The organism is Bradyrhizobium sp. SYSU BS000235, assembly GCF_049747295.1.
Lineage (GTDB): Bacteria > Pseudomonadota > Alphaproteobacteria > Rhizobiales > Xanthobacteraceae > Afipia.
In genome coordinates this window covers 5,330,043-5,343,998 of the sequence record NZ_JBMHJM010000001.1, presented here as the reverse complement: position 1 = coordinate 5,343,998, position 13,956 = coordinate 5,330,043, and the positions used below count along the sequence as shown (strand labels likewise).

15 protein-coding genes and 2 pseudogenes are annotated in these 13,956 nt (G+C 56.0%); 8 read left to right on the top strand and 9 right to left on the bottom strand.

The genetic code is table 11. The features are described 5' to 3' along the window. Window positions 1-652: 652 nt before the first annotated feature. The 3 genes from ACP0KA_RS25200 (at window position 653) to ACP0KA_RS25190 (ending at window position 2,501) form a co-directional block, all read left to right on the top strand. Window positions 653-844, top strand: a complete 192-nt coding sequence (locus ACP0KA_RS25200; protein WP_424631431.1) for a hypothetical protein — start codon at window positions 653-655, stop codon at window positions 842-844. Between the two features lie 152 nt (window positions 845-996). Then, complete coding sequence (locus ACP0KA_RS25195; RefSeq protein WP_424631430.1) at window positions 997-1,245, top strand: hypothetical protein; 249 nt, start codon at window positions 997-999, stop codon at window positions 1,243-1,245. 557 nt (window positions 1,246-1,802) lie between these two features. After that, window positions 1,803-2,501 carry a sensor histidine kinase gene (locus ACP0KA_RS25190; protein WP_424631429.1) on the top strand — a complete coding sequence of 233 codons (699 nt, stop codon included), beginning with the start codon at window positions 1,803-1,805 and terminating at the stop codon, window positions 2,499-2,501. Window positions 2,502-2,882: 381 nt separating this feature from the next. Here the strand turns inward: ACP0KA_RS25190 and ACP0KA_RS25185 are convergent, their stop codons facing one another. From ACP0KA_RS25185 to ACP0KA_RS25165, 5 genes are all read right to left on the bottom strand, one after another. Further along, entirely contained in the window at window positions 2,883-4,022 is a 1,140-nt protein-coding gene (locus tag ACP0KA_RS25185; RefSeq protein WP_424631428.1) for an ATP-binding protein, read from the bottom strand. Continuing rightward, complete coding sequence (locus ACP0KA_RS25180; RefSeq protein ID WP_424631427.1) at window positions 4,019-4,813, bottom strand: alpha/beta fold hydrolase; 795 nt, start codon at window positions 4,811-4,813, stop codon at window positions 4,019-4,021. Before ACP0KA_RS25180 ends, ACP0KA_RS25185 begins: the two co-directional genes overlap by 4 nt. Before the next feature lie 720 nt (window positions 4,814-5,533). Then, a complete protein-coding gene (locus ACP0KA_RS25175; protein ID WP_424631426.1) occupies window positions 5,534-5,806 on the bottom strand; it encodes a hypothetical protein in 273 nt (90 codons plus the stop codon). A gap of 8 nt (window positions 5,807-5,814) precedes the next feature. After that, window positions 5,815-6,045, bottom strand: coding sequence for a hypothetical protein (locus tag ACP0KA_RS25170; RefSeq protein WP_424631425.1), 231 nt, complete (start codon window positions 6,043-6,045; stop codon window positions 5,815-5,817). Window positions 6,046-6,539: 494 nt separating this feature from the next. Then, entirely contained in the window at window positions 6,540-6,752 is a 213-nt protein-coding gene (locus ACP0KA_RS25165) for a hypothetical protein (protein WP_424631424.1), read from the bottom strand. A 936-nt stretch (window positions 6,753-7,688) separates the two neighbouring features. Between ACP0KA_RS25165 and ACP0KA_RS25160 the strand changes: the two genes are divergently transcribed. The 4 genes from ACP0KA_RS25160 (at window position 7,689) to ACP0KA_RS25145 (ending at window position 10,121) form a co-directional block, all read left to right on the top strand. Beyond that, a complete protein-coding gene (locus ACP0KA_RS25160) occupies window positions 7,689-7,811 on the top strand; it encodes a hypothetical protein (protein WP_424631423.1) in 123 nt (40 codons plus the stop codon). 238 nt (window positions 7,812-8,049) lie between these two features. Then, window positions 8,050-8,259 carry a cold-shock protein gene (locus ACP0KA_RS25155; RefSeq protein WP_424631422.1) on the top strand — a complete coding sequence of 70 codons (210 nt, stop codon included), beginning with the start codon at window positions 8,050-8,052 and terminating at the stop codon, window positions 8,257-8,259. 168 nt (window positions 8,260-8,427) lie between these two features. Further along, window positions 8,428-8,634: a hypothetical protein gene (locus tag ACP0KA_RS25150; protein ID WP_424631421.1), complete on the top strand. Its 207-nt coding sequence runs from the start codon at window positions 8,428-8,430 to the stop codon at window positions 8,632-8,634. A 1,187-nt stretch (window positions 8,635-9,821) separates the two neighbouring features. Beyond that, on the top strand, window positions 9,822-10,121 hold the full coding sequence (locus ACP0KA_RS25145; RefSeq protein WP_424631420.1) for a hypothetical protein: 300 nt from the start codon (window positions 9,822-9,824) through the stop codon (window positions 10,119-10,121). A gap of 68 nt (window positions 10,122-10,189) precedes the next feature. Here the strand turns inward: ACP0KA_RS25145 and ACP0KA_RS25140 are convergent, their stop codons facing one another. The 4 genes and pseudogenes from ACP0KA_RS25140 to ACP0KA_RS25125 form a co-directional block, all read right to left on the bottom strand. Continuing rightward, a complete protein-coding gene (locus ACP0KA_RS25140) occupies window positions 10,190-10,429 on the bottom strand; it encodes a hypothetical protein (RefSeq protein ID WP_424631419.1) in 240 nt (79 codons plus the stop codon). A gap of 477 nt (window positions 10,430-10,906) precedes the next feature. Continuing rightward, window positions 10,907-12,466 (bottom strand): annotated as a pseudogene (locus tag ACP0KA_RS25135) (arsenate reductase (azurin) large subunit); the annotation flags it as partial. A 15-nt stretch (window positions 12,467-12,481) separates the two neighbouring features. Next, window positions 12,482-13,003 (bottom strand): annotated as a pseudogene (locus ACP0KA_RS25130) (arsenate reductase (azurin) small subunit). Between the two features lie 184 nt (window positions 13,004-13,187). After that, window positions 13,188-13,505, bottom strand: coding sequence for a hypothetical protein (locus ACP0KA_RS25125; protein WP_424631721.1), 318 nt, complete (start codon window positions 13,503-13,505; stop codon window positions 13,188-13,190). Here ACP0KA_RS25125 and ACP0KA_RS25120 point away from each other — a divergent pair. Beyond that, the gene (locus tag ACP0KA_RS25120; protein WP_424631418.1) at window positions 13,399-13,683 is read left to right on the top strand and encodes an ArsR/SmtB family transcription factor; all 285 of its coding nucleotides are present in this window, start codon (window positions 13,399-13,401) and stop codon (window positions 13,681-13,683) included. The two genes, ACP0KA_RS25125 and ACP0KA_RS25120, sit on opposite strands and share 107 nt — an antisense overlap. Window positions 13,684-13,956: the final 273 nt, after the last annotated feature.

Sequence of the window (13,956 nt, the reverse complement as noted above, 5' to 3'; positions counted from 1 at the left end):
TGTGTTCACTGGGGGGCTCATATTTACCTGCGCTTCATCCCGAGAAAAGATGGCGCCATATCTTTCGTATAGGCCATTGAAGCTTGAGAAACCGCACAGGCAATCTGGCCTGAACGACTTCGCGTTTTCACAGATTGTTCCATGGATGTCGGCAAATAAACGACTGGCTATTGGCGGGGGCCGGTGTGACACTCACCTCATCGCCGCAAAGTTTGGCATCGGTGACAGAGAGACCGGTCGTGCTCCCGCCTCTTTCGAAGAATGGAGCGACCGATGTCCCAAAGGCAGTTAAAGGGTCAGATGCACTTGCGCGCTGAGGCTGAGCTACTTCGCAGACAGATGGAAATGGTGCCACTTGGCGCAATTCGTGACGGGCTGCTTCTGGAAGCCCAAAGCATCGAAAGTGCAGCCGCCACCACAGAAAGCTGGATAGAGTCTTCCGAGCTCCGGCCGTCTAATGATCACGACGATTGACTCGCATCGCTGTGAACGGTTGAAGAGAATGGTACAGCAACGTGTGCCCGCTGCGCGCAGGGTGTTTTTCCATCAGACGATTAGTGGCGTTACTCAAGCGAAACGCCTTGAACCCCATTCCCGGAGGAGCGCGTGTTGAGGCGAGCGGCAGTCAAGCGAGCGAGAAAACCTCGGCCCATTGATTGAACCGAACGAAGGCTTTCCGACCGAGTGGGAACCTTTCAACGAGGACGACCACTGGATGCTGTGGTCGGCGTGCGCCGAGCGCTTCGACATGCGCAAGCCGGAGAACATCGGCAAGCACCTACATGATGCAAGCGGAGTGAAGTTCGTTCGAACCTGCGCGCTGCCTAATGGTCACCGGTCCTGACCTTTTATTCGCTAGACGCTGATGCTTAGTTGCCGGGGGAATACCCGATGATAGTACCGCAGGTTTCCGCTGAATTGATGATCATCACGCATGCAGTCGCAAATCAGCCAGGCCGGAGAGACATCGTAAACACGATACTCCGAGAGCATACGATGTTTGATTTTGATGCGATCTACGCCGCCACGCAGCGTCTGTATGCTTTTGCTCACGCTCTTGCCGACTCCGACACCTTTGACATTTGGGTAGCACCGCCAGGACCCGGAGAGATTTACAGCGAGATAAACCCCGCGGTCTGGCAAGTGGTCGCGACCGCGAGGCTCGAGTGGGACGAAGAAGACCTATACACCGAAACCCGCTTCGATCCTGACGTTCTTCAGAAATCTTTGCGCCTTGCATCTTAACGGAACATAGAGCGCTGCCCTCCCGCGTCACGGGGCCGCTTACGCGGAGGAACTGATGGCCTCACGAGAAAAAGAGATAGCTAAGCGCTATACCAAAAAGACACTGGCCCACGTGAAGTGGCTCGGTACTCTGCCGCCGATGCAATCCATCGCGGTCCGGAGGCGCGATATCTTGCGACAGTGCCTCCTACTCCGCGAAATAATCAGGGGCGGATACCGTTCGCCCAACCTTCCCGCCGTTCAATTTCTCCTCCACGCGCAAGAGTGCCTGGTTCTGCTTCGCAAGACGCGTGCACTTGCTAAGCGTTCCCTGCACTAAGCAATTGGCGCGTGCCTCGTTTTGTTTGCCGCCTGGGAACGCAGCGGGTGGCAAAGGTCGGCTCGGGCTCGCGATTCCATGGACCCGGGCCGGCCGTTGCGCGCGAATTCTGCTCAGGAAGCTGCGCAGAGTAAGCTCAATTAAAAAGCCGCGCCCCGGTTAAGGAACGCGGCTAAGTGCCACTACAGCATAGCACAACGTCCGTGTACGAAGCCAGAAGTTCCGGGTATTATTATGAATGATGGCAATTTCTTCGCCTGAGAGCGATCCAGACTATCTAAGGGAGTTGCTTGCGAAAGCCGGCGTCGATGCGCAGGCGAGCGCCATAGCAGCGACGCTTCAGGAAGTGGTTATCCGCGAGTTGCACCATCGTGTCAAAAACACTCTCGCTATTGCTTCAGCAATTACATCCCAAACGTTAAGGACTGCGAATAGTCTGGAGGAAGCCGCCAAGACGATCGGTGATCGGTTGCTGGCCCTGGGAACGGCTCAAGATCTTCTCATCCGCGAGCGTTGGACCGGAGCCGGCTGCCGAACGTTGATCGAAAATGCAGTCAAGGCTTTTCAGTCTAAAAGTCTTGATCAGTTTGAAATCGATGGTGAGAACATTGCGATCTCAGCCGGTCCGGCCATGTCGCTGTCAATGGTCATTCACGAACTCTGCACGAATGCCACCAAGTATGGCGCGCTATCGGTGTCGGGTGGTCGCGTATGGATTGAATGGACCATTTCGGAAGACAATCCGAAGCGCTTCATCCTGCATTGGAGAGAAAGCGGCGGCCCCCCCGTTCAAGAGCCCTTGCGTAAAAGCTTCGGCAGCCGGCTCATCGAGCAAGCTTTGCCAGGCCAGCTAAAGGGTGAAGCCCGCTTGAGATTTGATCCCAGTGGATTGATCTGCGAGGTCAATATCCCGCTCAATGCCATGCAGGAACATTAGCGACGCGTTTACCGCGATGCTCGGCATTGGTAAATCAATGCGATACGCGCGCTCAAAGCGATCGTGGAGTCTGAGAAATTGTTTCTTCGCTATGCGCGAATAAAAAGTCGCTCCCCGGTTAAGGAGCGCGGCTTGCCTGATCAAAAAGCATCTCGAAAAAAACGGCCATACGCCTTCGGCAGCGCATCTGTACGCCCATGTTTTCGAGCTTGTCCTCTCCAGCTCAAGCTCCTTGGCGACGCTCACACCGTCTTCCGGGTCGTCAATCAGCCGGTCATGATGAATGAAAAAGTATTTCGGCATTCTGGGCTATGGGCTCCTCGACGGTAGTAATGCCGATCGTCCGTTCGGTTCCGGGCATCCAAGAAGATGGAGGCAGCATCACTGCGCTTCGCAGGAGGTCACCGGCATCGAGAACGTGAAGCGCGTTTCTTCCGGTGTGGAAATGACCGAGAGCTCTCCCCCGTGCGCCTTGGCAATCTGCGAAGATATGTGGAGGCCCAGGCCAAGACCCTGCCTGCTCGGCCGCGCTACGCCACGGAAAAACGGCTCAAACAATTTCTCCATCGCGGCCTCCGGTATCGGCTCGCCCGTATTGGAGACGGATAGCGTGAAAGTCGTGTCCCTTGTTTCCGCGCGAAGATAAACCGGCTGGTTGGCTGCACCGTGCGTCAACGCGTTGCCAAGAAGATTCGAAGCGAGTTGACCGATGCGGACATGGTCGCAAGGGACCGGCGCTTCAATGTGAAATTCGGTCTCGATAATCCTGCCTGGGGAAGCCAATCTTAGTTCGTCCACGACCTGGGCAAGCGTCGGCTCCAGCGGCCTGCTCGGCTCGCGTTCGAGCGTCATGCCACCTCCAAGCCTACCCCGCGCGAAGTCCAGGATGTCGTTTATTAACGACGCCATCCGGTTCACGGTCGTCTGCATCATCGCAATGACCTGCTGCTCCTTTTCTGTTTGCACCGTGCGGCCAAGAATGCGCGCACCCGCGCTGATCGAGGCGAGAGGGTTTCGCAGATCGTGGCCAAGGACCGCGATGAATTGTTCTCTGAGATCGGAAGTTTCGCGTTCCCGGTAGAGGTCCTCCGATGTGTTCTGTTCGGCAGTGCGAGCAGCTTCGCGGGCATCAAGAAGTTGGCGTTCATAGCGCCTGCGGTCGGTGGCCTTGATCAAGGCGATCCGAATAACTTGCGCCTTGCCATCGGAACCGCGCCCTTCGTTGGCGTTCGCGATCATCTGCAGGGGGACGCCGTCTGACCTCACCACGTCAATGGCGAATTCATTGAAGAAGCCCTGCATGCGAAGCAAAGGCGCGATATGCGTCTCGTAGTAGATCCGGCCCGCCACGTTCACAAGGTCGCTGAAACGCTTTCGGTGGAGATGCTCCATCGTGTAGCCGCTCCACTCCAGAAAGGTGCGATTGGCGAAGTCAATTTGGCCGCCCGGCCGCAGGCTGAGATAACCGCAGGGTGCATTCTCGATTAAATCATTGAAGTCAGGTCCGCCTTCGTCGTTCATACGAATGTCCGCATGGCCGAGATAACTTCCTCGGGCGCGCTAAGGTTTGGACAATGGCCAAACGCGTCGAGGGTGATCATGCGGCTGCCAGGAATATTGCGATGAACGAATTCGCCAACCTCGCTAGAGGCGATAATGTCCTCGCTGCATTGCAAGATGAGCGTCGGGACCGCGACTTTGCGCAGATCGTTGCGGTTATCGGAGGTGAACGTGACGCGCGCGAACTCCTTGGCGATGTCGGGGTCGGTGCGGCAGAAGCTGTTCGTAAGCTCCTCAGCGAGCTCGGGCCGCTCTGGATTAGCCATGATCATGGGCGCCATCTGAACCGACCAGCCCATGTGATTAGATTCAAGGAACTCCAGCAACTCCTCGATCTGTGCCGAGCTGAAGCCGCCAAAATAATCGCCGTCGTTGATGTAGCGAGCGGAGGGACCAACGAGAACCAGCCTGCCGAACAACCCCGGCGCTTTTTGAGCAGCCAGCACCCCGATCATGGCGCTAACGGAATGTCCGACGAATACCGCCTCGTCGAGACCGAGTTCGCGGCCAATTTCAACAATGTCGTCCGCGTAGCCTGACAGGCTTGAATACTTCACTTTGTCGTAGGCGGTGAGATCGGAGCCGCCAGCGCCGACATGGTCGAACAGCACGGTGGTGAAGTCATGCTCGAATGCCGGCGCTACCCATCGCCACATGTTCTGGTCGCAACCAAAGCCATGCGCGAAGACCATGGCTCGCGGTCCGGAGCCTCGGACCTGTACGTTATTCCGCTTCAGAACGGATTTGCTCATATGCTCCTCGACCTATGAGACGGTTTAGCCGAACCGCTCGGCTAACTACCGCTGTTTAGTTTCTCTAGCTCAGCGCAATATTCCGCCCATGAACTGAAGGGATGTGTCGTTGGATTGTTGCTTGCGCTCCGGCGAGGCAAGTACATTTTTCAGTTTAGGTGAGGAGCTGGAGGCGATAGGCATCCACATGCAAGGAATAGATTATTAGCGTGCTCCCCGCAGCTGACGCTCAGTACGCGCTCGACAAAGCGTCCTCCCTGAATCTTCGCCGAAACTGCAGTTCCTGGGTAGATAAGCCGGTTGTGACTATCTTTAAGTTGCTCGAGGTCTAGTGCGATCCCGCAACTCGCGACGAGAACTCTCATCCGGCTTATCCTCAGGGCATCGAAGGCCGGGCGAATTGATCCAGCCATCGATATTTGCAGATAATTCCAGCCTGCCGATTCTCTGGAGTACGGCGTCGCGCGCTCGGCCAGGGGGAAGCTTTGCTGCTTCGATTCGCAACTGCGCTGCCTCAATGAGAATCTGCTCTCGATAGGTACCCCCGAATCTGGGCCATCGGACTCTCCGACGCATGGGCACCACTAGCAGGACGACTGATGCTCAGTCACCGCTCCTTTCTCCGATGGTTACGAGTATGCACTCCGTACAGGAAGAACAGGAGCTTGAAATATTTAAAAGCGAGCGGAACTTTTTGCCAGAATGCGGCATGCACTGGCATCAACAGACTGGCGAACTGGCAATTCCACGTAGATTGAACTTATTTGAAAGTACGGTATTGGACGGTATCACCGTTCGGCTTATGGCAGCCGGTGACTGAGAGACATAGCGAGCTCCCGCCAGATCGGAGACGTTATGTGCGAACGGTGCAAAATCATTGAACGTCGGATCGAGCAGTATCAAAGCCTCGGTCGCCAGATCGGTGATCGGCGGACATTGGACGCGCTCATCAAGCTTACTCAAGAACTTGAAGCCGAAAAGCTGGCGCTGCATCCTTCGGATTAAGCCGTCTCATTGAATTCCGTCATGGCTTGCCCTTTCGCGCGCCGTTCTCTTTGCAAATACCGCCGATCCGGAAACGGAAAGCCTTCCTGCCGCGCTCTCGCCTGAACCGAAACCATCGACCGCTTGAAGTGCGCCGCCGCTCGCGCAGGCGATACGCCGGTCTCAACGAAGTGACGCAGCTTCTCGATATCGTCGGGCGTCCAGCTTCTGCTCGTTGGATGTTTCATTGCGGCCTCGTCTCCCGAGAGGGGACCGCGGATGCTCCTAACCCGATTTCGCCGTCGAGCCAATCTTGTTCGTCGGCGAGGGCTATCCAAGCCTCCGCCATTCGTCGATAGCGCTTCGCAGCCGGTTCGGACGTTGCATGCTCTGAAAGCTGCAGGCAGTTCTCAGCGTTCTCTCGGTAGATATCTGACGTTTTCATTGCTGCGATCTTAGCGATGGATTTTTTCGGCAGATTCAAATCCCAGAGCGGAACTTAGTTCCAGCCAAAACCCACGTAACCGCAGCGAATGACGGTTAATAGAGGGGGCGCTCCAGCCCGTGCCCCTAGCGAGGTGGTGGTGAGCCAACAATTAGCTCGGGGAAGAAATAAACCGCCACGCCTGTGATCCCAGCGACTAGTAACAAGCCTACGACGAGTCCCAGCAAAACGCCTTTCGCGAGGTCGGCTTTTCGAAGCGGACTTTGCATCAGAGACTTGACCGTCGAACACGCGGGTTCATGAGGGCTTCAACTTATCAGGCCTCGCGAACGTTTCGGTTCTGAATACAATCTCGTCGTCCCATTGGGCTCGGTTTACCAATGTCTGCATGCTGTAAGCTTGCAGGAGCACGTCTGTCCGTTCGGGACCAGCAGGCAGCGTGTAGGCGCGATCCTCAACTTGGTCGGCAATTTTGGCGAACTGGTCCCGCGATATTTCGACGAAAGGCATGAGTTTCTCCTCGGTTGGTTGGAGTCTCGCAGACCAGGTTCGGCTTCATCGGTGTAGCCGTGGCAATCCCAGCTTGGCCCTGATTGCGTCCTCTTTCTTTAGTCTGTCCCGCTTCAATTCACGGATGTGAGTGAACGGAAATCCAGATCGGGCAGCATAGTGCTGCACTGAAGCTGTCGGTCGATCGAAGTACACCGAGGCCCTGGCGGGACTGATGCCATCTTGAACTAGTTTTCGTAATTGTTCGGTTTCCGCGGCGGTCCACGCCCGGCTTCTCATTCGCTCAAATCCGAAACACGACGACGAACATCAGCGCTCGTCCTCCAATCCGCACCGCAAGCCGAGCAGTGCCAACGATTGATCACCGCTTTTGGTGTATATTTGGAACTGTAAGGCGCCGTCACATCGTGTCCACAAGCACATGTGTCAGTGCCTTCCGGCCGTGACTTTCGAACGACCGCATAGCGCGCCACTCGGTTTGCCCAACGTCGTTCGAATCTTCGCTGAAAATGGATCGGATAAACAATGGCCGTCATGGCTGCACTCCCTTTGCAGCCGGGAGCGCGAGCGGTCTCTCAGTCACCGGATGCCAGGATCCTTGCGGCGATGAACGACTATGCGCTTCAAAGAAGAGCGAGGCTAGTTGAAAGAATTCCTGGGAGTCTGGAACTTATTACCAGCGGGCCGAAGCCGAGCGCAATGGAAGCTTGTGCGCAAATTTTTAAGAATGCGATCCGAGCCGCTGTTACGGAATAGCTTCTTCCCTCGGATGAGATGCGAAACCGTCGGAGCTTTGACGAGCTATACAAGTTTCGATTTTCGTTTCCTCGATGGGCGGGGCGTCGCCGCCAGCTTCGGTGCGATAGCAGCGTCTTCGGCCTCCTTGGCCAGGCGGATTGCACGCAGCCGCTCCATATTCTTACGGATAGCAATATCTTGAGCCTGGAAGTGAGCGCGCGCTTCAGCGCCGGCTTGAGCCGCGATACGCATGCGCTCGACGCGCGCGATGTGGGTGGCCGTCGGTTGCTTTATCATCTCACCCGCTTTCTGTTGTCGTAGTCTCTTATATAAGGGTATCCGGGCCACATTACGAGGAAAGCGAAGAAACAAGGGCCTTGCCATGAACACAATTGAGTTGTGGCTTTCCCGGCTTAACCTGTTAAGCTGTCCTCATTCGATTGCTGGCACTGATTTTTGTTAACGCGCCTCCGGCCCCTTTCCAAAGACATCGCTGAAATTGGATAGGTTCGCGCAATCTTGTGCGACAACGGGCATCTGTGCGCCTAGAGGAAAGCAAATGACAACAGGTACAGTAAAGTGGTTCAACGGCCAAAAAGGCTTTGGTTTCATTCAGCCGAATGGCAGCGGCGCCGATGTGTTCGTTCATATCAGCGCAGTTGAGCGCGCGGGCCTGACCGGCCTCGCTGAAGGTCAAAAAGTCTCTTATGAAACTAAGGTCGACCAGATGCGAGGCAAAGTCAGCGCGGAGAATCTCGCCCTAGTCTAGCGGACAGATTGGACGCTATTACGCGGATGTACCGGAATAGCGCTTCAAGCTGGCTTAAAGTCGTTTCACGGATGTACTGGAACGATTTGATAAAACCTCGTCAGCAGTGACGGGGTTTTTTGCTTGTATGGAGTTTTAGCACCAACTCGGACAGCGGGAGTGAGATAAATGGCGCAGGTTTTTCTGAAAGATGAAGATGTCTATCATCAACGCCAGGGGCCGCAGGGTCGCTCGGACAACGTTCGATCCAACATCTACACCGTGATCTCAAGGATGCCGATCGAGGCTGATATGCGCATACGCTACCGCATCAGGAGCAAGAGCGACAACGTTGAGCGGATTGTGACAGAAGATCAGCTCAGCCCGATCTTGTGAATGGTAGAATGGACTGGACTAAAGCGCGACATGCACGTTGCTCAAATGGTACGTATAAAGCAGTGCGAGGGCCAGAACCAAACCGCCGCCGAGAATCCAACCGAAGCTAACGGATTGTTTCTTGGTCATAGAATGACCAGGGGGGCCGTGCCGCGCATAGCTAATTGCTTTCTGCGCTTCTCGTTTCGTCGCGCATTTGAGGATCTCACTGTCACCGACGTAACGACAAACTCGCGACCGGCGCGTTTGATCTGTAGCCTTGCATTCCAACTCCCCACCGGTGGCGGACAATTCAACTGAACGTTGTCCATTCCTAGGCAAAGGAGTTGTATCAACGTTCTAGGTGCGGTGTCCTTACCCATGAGTTAAGGCGGCCGGTTGAGAAATTAGGCAATGCAAAAAAACAATGGCGTAATTTGAGCATCGTTGCGGTTCAATCCGGATATCCCGCATAGCGATAGTGAGGTGTGGGCAGTGATCTGGGTCAACCTTCGAAATGTTAGTGCATGGTTTTCCTAGCAAGCGCGCGCTCCCTGCGAAGTTGGACCAAACCCCATTGTGCGCGCATGAGGAAATCATCGGCATGGAGATCCGACGAGCGGTAGCCGTCTCTGATCAATCGTCTGAGGAGAAGGCAATGGCGCAGGATATCGCGTTTCCGAACGACAATAGATTGCAGGGGTGACAAACTGTTAATCCACCTGATGTGAGCGTGCATCTTCTTGGCATAGCGATCCGTTATCTCTCGTTCGCGTGACACCATTGGTTCCTCCGTGTCGGCGGCCTGGACATCTCAGCTTCCTCGATCTCTTCGTCGTGCCAATGACCGAGAACTTGCGTCAATCCCGCATCTTGAGAATCTCTGACACTGGCATTGTATGAAGTACTCTAGCGTGGCGTGGGTTGCGTCAGCCTCTCAAAATCAATAGAGAAGCGTCAACCGCAGCGCTATCCAATCTGCGCGGACTGGCGAACTGGCCCGCGCCGGCAACGGCTGCGGGCCTTTTTTTGATTGGCGAACCCGCCCTTCAGCAAGACGACACAAAGGCGCACGTTACCCTCACACATGACCCGCAGCCTGCCTTCTATTCGGTGGGATGATGATGAGCCGAGCGCTTTTCTACGTGCATCCCGATTGATTAAGGCGCATCATCGTGGCTTCCGCCTGACCGATGCGAGTATGCCATATGACGGACGACCCGGTTGATCTTGACACTCATCGTGGGATGGCTGCGCAGAAGGCTACTGATCTTCGGCGGGTGTTGGCGGAAGCTGAAAGGCATTCAGAGCTGGTTCGTGAACGTGAGGCGCAAATCGAAACACAATTGATAGAAACGCTTGCAACAACGTGGCCCGAGGCCGCTGCCAAGGCACGCTACGTGCTGAATCTTTACGCCACTTCGTTAGGGCCGCAAGATTCGCGTCACCGCGATCTTATCGCGGCGGTGCTTGCGGATTTTTCTCGTCTTACGCAGCAAAGCGACTAGCGCCATGCCTGATCAAAGGATCATGTGCCGCGAGATGTTTTCCACCGGGGGGATAAGGGCTATCCGTGTTATCTGCACTTTGCATTCAGCAGGGTGGCGAAATCAATTCCTTTAAAAGGAATGCCCGGATCGAAGGCATTGCCGGGTCCGATGGAGACATGGCCGGCAGGCTTGATAATTAGAAGTTGTTTGATTGGGATCCACGAGCCATTTGGAATCCGTTGGAAATCCGCGCAGTTCAGTTCCTGAGCGTCTGCGGTGACGGTTAAAAGACCCATCATGGTCGCGAAGGAGAGGACAGGCCTCATGAGCGCGGAGAACATCTTGGCGCGGGAAATAATGTCGAGGACCTTCTTTGGCGGATTCGCGCCTCAGCCAATCGAATTTTTTCTCGTAACAGCGCCAGTTCTGCTAGCTCTGCGTCTAGACTGCGCGGTTGATCGATCCGCGCTTTAGGAAGAAGAGCTTTGCGAGCGTTTGTTTTGTAAGAGATCACGTGGCTTTCCTCCACTTTAGATGGATTGAGTAAAATACTGTGATGGTGGCAATGCATCTTTTGGAGGTGACCCTCGGTTCCTTCCAAGGAACGAGTTCGCTAAATGCCGACGGTAGTTTTCCATCGTCGACCACAAGCGCTGCATCGCCATTTGTTCACTACTGCTTCCGGGGTGTAGCTCGAACTGAAGGGCGCCGTTACCGTCTCCCCACAAGCGCACGTGTCCGTACCTTCTGGTCGCGACCTTCGCACCGAGCTATCACGTGCCACGCGGTTCGCCCAATTACGTATCGACGTCGACCGCAAACAGGCCGCCTTGTTTGATCGCCCCCACGATCGCGTTGATCATCGCCGGACGATCACCATAGGGCACCGTCATCATGGCGTCCTTCACAATGTCGGTGCGCTTCTTGTACGCCTGCTTGAACTTGAATGCGTTCAACGTCGTCTTGTAGTGGTCGCATCCCCAGATGTGATGAACACCGCCCTTGCCGTCGATCAGGAGCTGGTCGACATAAGGAGCAGGCTGTCCCACATGCGCATCGGATGGCCGGGAATAGCCTTCCTGGTGTCCGCCCATGCGGACGCATCCGCCACCGGGCCGACCGATATTGCCTGTTGCGAGCGCCACGTTCACCAGAGCGCCATTTGTGCGATAGTTGTCGTTGCCCCAGATGAGACCCTTCTCATATGCGAACATGGTTCGACGACGGGCATTGCCTGCCTTGGGTTGAGCAATCCATTCGGCAGATTTGCGAATTTGTTCGGAGGTCAAACCCGTAATCCGCGCAGCGTCGTCCAAGCTGATCTTGTTGGCGGCCTTCATCTTATCGAAATTTGTCGTCGAGGCTTCGATGAAGGCTCTATCGACCCAGCCCTTGTCCGCGATGTACGTCATCCACGCGTTGAACAGCGCAAGGTCAGTGCTTGAATTGATCGCCAGATGCATAACGTTGTCTTTCCCGGCTTCGACCTCGCAGGCATTAACGGTCACCGTTCGACGCGGATCGATGATAATGATCTTGGCGCGCTCCACTGACTCCGAGCCAAACTCGGCCTTCTTCTTGTCCAGCGAAGTCCCGCGCAGGTTAGCGACCCAGTGGTTCAGGAAGTAATTGGTCTGGGTCTCGAGCGCGTTGGTTCCAACAGCGACGAGCGTGTCGGCCAACTCGGCATCCTCGTAGCAGTTGTTAAGCTCTCCCACGCCCATGTCGCGCGTGGCGTGGACTTCCGAGTTGTACGCCGGACGATTGTGTATCCGGATATTCTTCACCTTCATAGCACCGAAGTAGAGCTTCCCAGTGCCCCATGTGTTCTCATATCCGCCACCAGCGCCGCCGTGGTCGAATGCTGAGACGAACACGCCGTCTTCGCCCATATCGCTCATCACTGTGACGGTCACGCGCGCAACGAGATCAACCGCATCGTCCCAGCTTGTGGGCTGCATCTGTCCATAGCGCCAGACCATGGGTTCGGTGAGGCGCTGCAGTTGCGTATTGCGTTGCTGGGAGTAGCTCATTTCGGCCATGCGCGCGCCGCGGACCGATCCCAAGCCCGAATTCACAACGCAGTCTTTGTCGGGCTTAATGACAATGTGCACATCCTGTCCGTCCTGGCGAACGACGTTGTACATCGAAGGCGAATACCAGGCTGCAGTCTCCGCGCCCTGCTGCTTACTCAGATCCGTACCGAACTTGTTCTGATCGGGCGCCGTGCCGCCCTGCTTGCTGGTGGACCAAGTGTACGCCTTGTAGCCGCATCCAACGATGCAATAGTGGCAGGCTACATTGAATTCCTTGGCATCCGCAGGGACGATCGGCAGCCGATCGATTTGACGCTTGTAGGCCATGGTCGTTCCTCCCCCTTAGAGTACGTTGGAAAGGCGGCCGTAGAGCAGTTCGTCCACGCCTTCGGCGTAGATATCGCCCTTGCCGTCCACGCGGAGCACATACTGCGGGAGGTTTTGCGTGGCCTAGCCCCAGATCTGCTGACCACCTGCCTCACAGTCGAACCGAGAGTAATGGCCGGGACAGTTCATGGTCCGATCGGCCGCGCTGTAATTGAGAGGAAAACCTTTGTGCGGACATATCGTCGTGAAGCCGACAATGTCACCATCGGCGCCGATCCCGCCCGGCACTTGCTTACCGAGCTTCAGGAGCACACCGGGAGCGTTGTCGTCGGGATAGGTGACGTTAAGTGGCTCGTTGAGTTTGAGATCCTTGACGTTCGCCAGACGATTGACTGGATAATCGACCCTGGCGGAGGCCGGCGCAGCTTGTGTGGGGGATTGCGAGAATGAGCTGACGGCAACGCCGGCGGCGGCAAGACCCGCCCCGCTCATGAAGCGACGGCGGCCGACATCGACCATACGATCGCAGCGCGACATGGTGAATGCTCCTCGGGTTCGCCAGTACGCCTACTGGCTGTTTCCTCGAGATCGGCCCGGTACGCCTACCGGCCGGAGCGCTCGCTTCTGTCGCACTCCCTTCACATCGAGGGAGTACGATGTGTCGAGACGTCTCGACATATTCAATAATCGAAGCGTGCTGGCTTGTCACCTAATCTGTAGGTTAAAGATGACGCAGTTGGACAATTCGCGCGGAGACTAAGGAATGCGGAAATCGATGCTTGCCGTAACCAGCCACGCCAGTACCCGGCCAGTCCAGGGTGAGATGTCCGAGCCCCATGCGATTTCCGCTCTGGCCGCGCTTGCGCAACCTACGCGTCTCGCGATCTTCAGGTTGCTGATCAAGCACGAGCCTGTCGGTATTACCGCCCGGCGTGATCGCCGATACCATTGGCGCGCCGCACAACACACTTTCGTCCCACCTGGCCATCTTGGTGCGGGCAGGCCTTCTGCGCAGCACCCGCGAGGGACGGACGATCATCTATCGCTCAAACGTGGAAGGCATGCGCGCGGTGATAGGTTTTCTGATCAGCGAGTGCTGTGACGGGCACCCGGAACTCTGTAACTTGGTTGTCGAGGACGTCAGCAAAGCCTGCTGCCCTCCCGCCAAATCCAGGTCACAAGCGCCGTCAAAAAAAAGCTCCAAGCGGAAAGCCTGACGGGCAGTCCGCATTTCTCCGGATACTTCGCCGTCGGACGATTAGCTGATCGACGCGATGCTCGCCCATCCGATCCTGATCAATCGCCAATCGTCGTGACACCCAAGGGCGTCAAACTCTGCCGCCCGTCGGAGGCTCGACATCCCTCCCAATACGGACATCGGCGAGTTCGTGAAGGAGGACGGCGAAGTCATCAACCCATCGGCGCGCTGATTACAATGCCATTCGGAAATGGTGACATACTCGCTCGCTTCAATTCGGGTAACGCCGCGG

Excerpts from the sequence above, each read along its gene's own strand:
- ACP0KA_RS25170 (WP_424631425.1), bottom strand. The coding sequence starts at position 6,045 with ATGAAACATCCAACGAGCAGAAGCTGGACGCCCGACGATATCGAGAAG.
- ACP0KA_RS25190 (WP_424631429.1), top strand. The coding sequence starts at position 1,803 with ATGATGGCAATTTCTTCGCCTGAGAGCGATCCAGACTATCTAAGGGAG.
- ACP0KA_RS25185 (WP_424631428.1), bottom strand. The coding sequence starts at position 4,022 with ATGAACGACGAAGGCGGACCTGACTTCAATGATTTAATCGAGAATGCA.
- ACP0KA_RS25165 (WP_424631424.1), bottom strand. The coding sequence starts at position 6,752 with ATGCCTTTCGTCGAAATATCGCGGGACCAGTTCGCCAAAATTGCCGAC.
- ACP0KA_RS25155 (WP_424631422.1), top strand. The coding sequence starts at position 8,050 with ATGACAACAGGTACAGTAAAGTGGTTCAACGGCCAAAAAGGCTTTGGT.
- ACP0KA_RS25195 (WP_424631430.1), top strand. The coding sequence starts at position 997 with ATGTTTGATTTTGATGCGATCTACGCCGCCACGCAGCGTCTGTATGCT.
- ACP0KA_RS25175 (WP_424631426.1), bottom strand. The coding sequence starts at position 5,806 with ATGCAGCGCCAGCTTTTCGGCTTCAAGTTCTTGAGTAAGCTTGATGAG.
- ACP0KA_RS25140 (WP_424631419.1), bottom strand. The coding sequence starts at position 10,429 with ATGAGGCCTGTCCTCTCCTTCGCGACCATGATGGGTCTTTTAACCGTC.
- ACP0KA_RS25145 (WP_424631420.1), top strand. The coding sequence starts at position 9,822 with ATGACGGACGACCCGGTTGATCTTGACACTCATCGTGGGATGGCTGCG.
- ACP0KA_RS25125 (WP_424631721.1), bottom strand. The coding sequence starts at position 13,505 with ATGATCGTCCGTCCCTCGCGGGTGCTGCGCAGAAGGCCTGCCCGCACC.
- ACP0KA_RS25180 (WP_424631427.1), bottom strand. The coding sequence starts at position 4,813 with ATGAGCAAATCCGTTCTGAAGCGGAATAACGTACAGGTCCGAGGCTCC.
- ACP0KA_RS25150 (WP_424631421.1), top strand. The coding sequence starts at position 8,428 with ATGGCGCAGGTTTTTCTGAAAGATGAAGATGTCTATCATCAACGCCAG.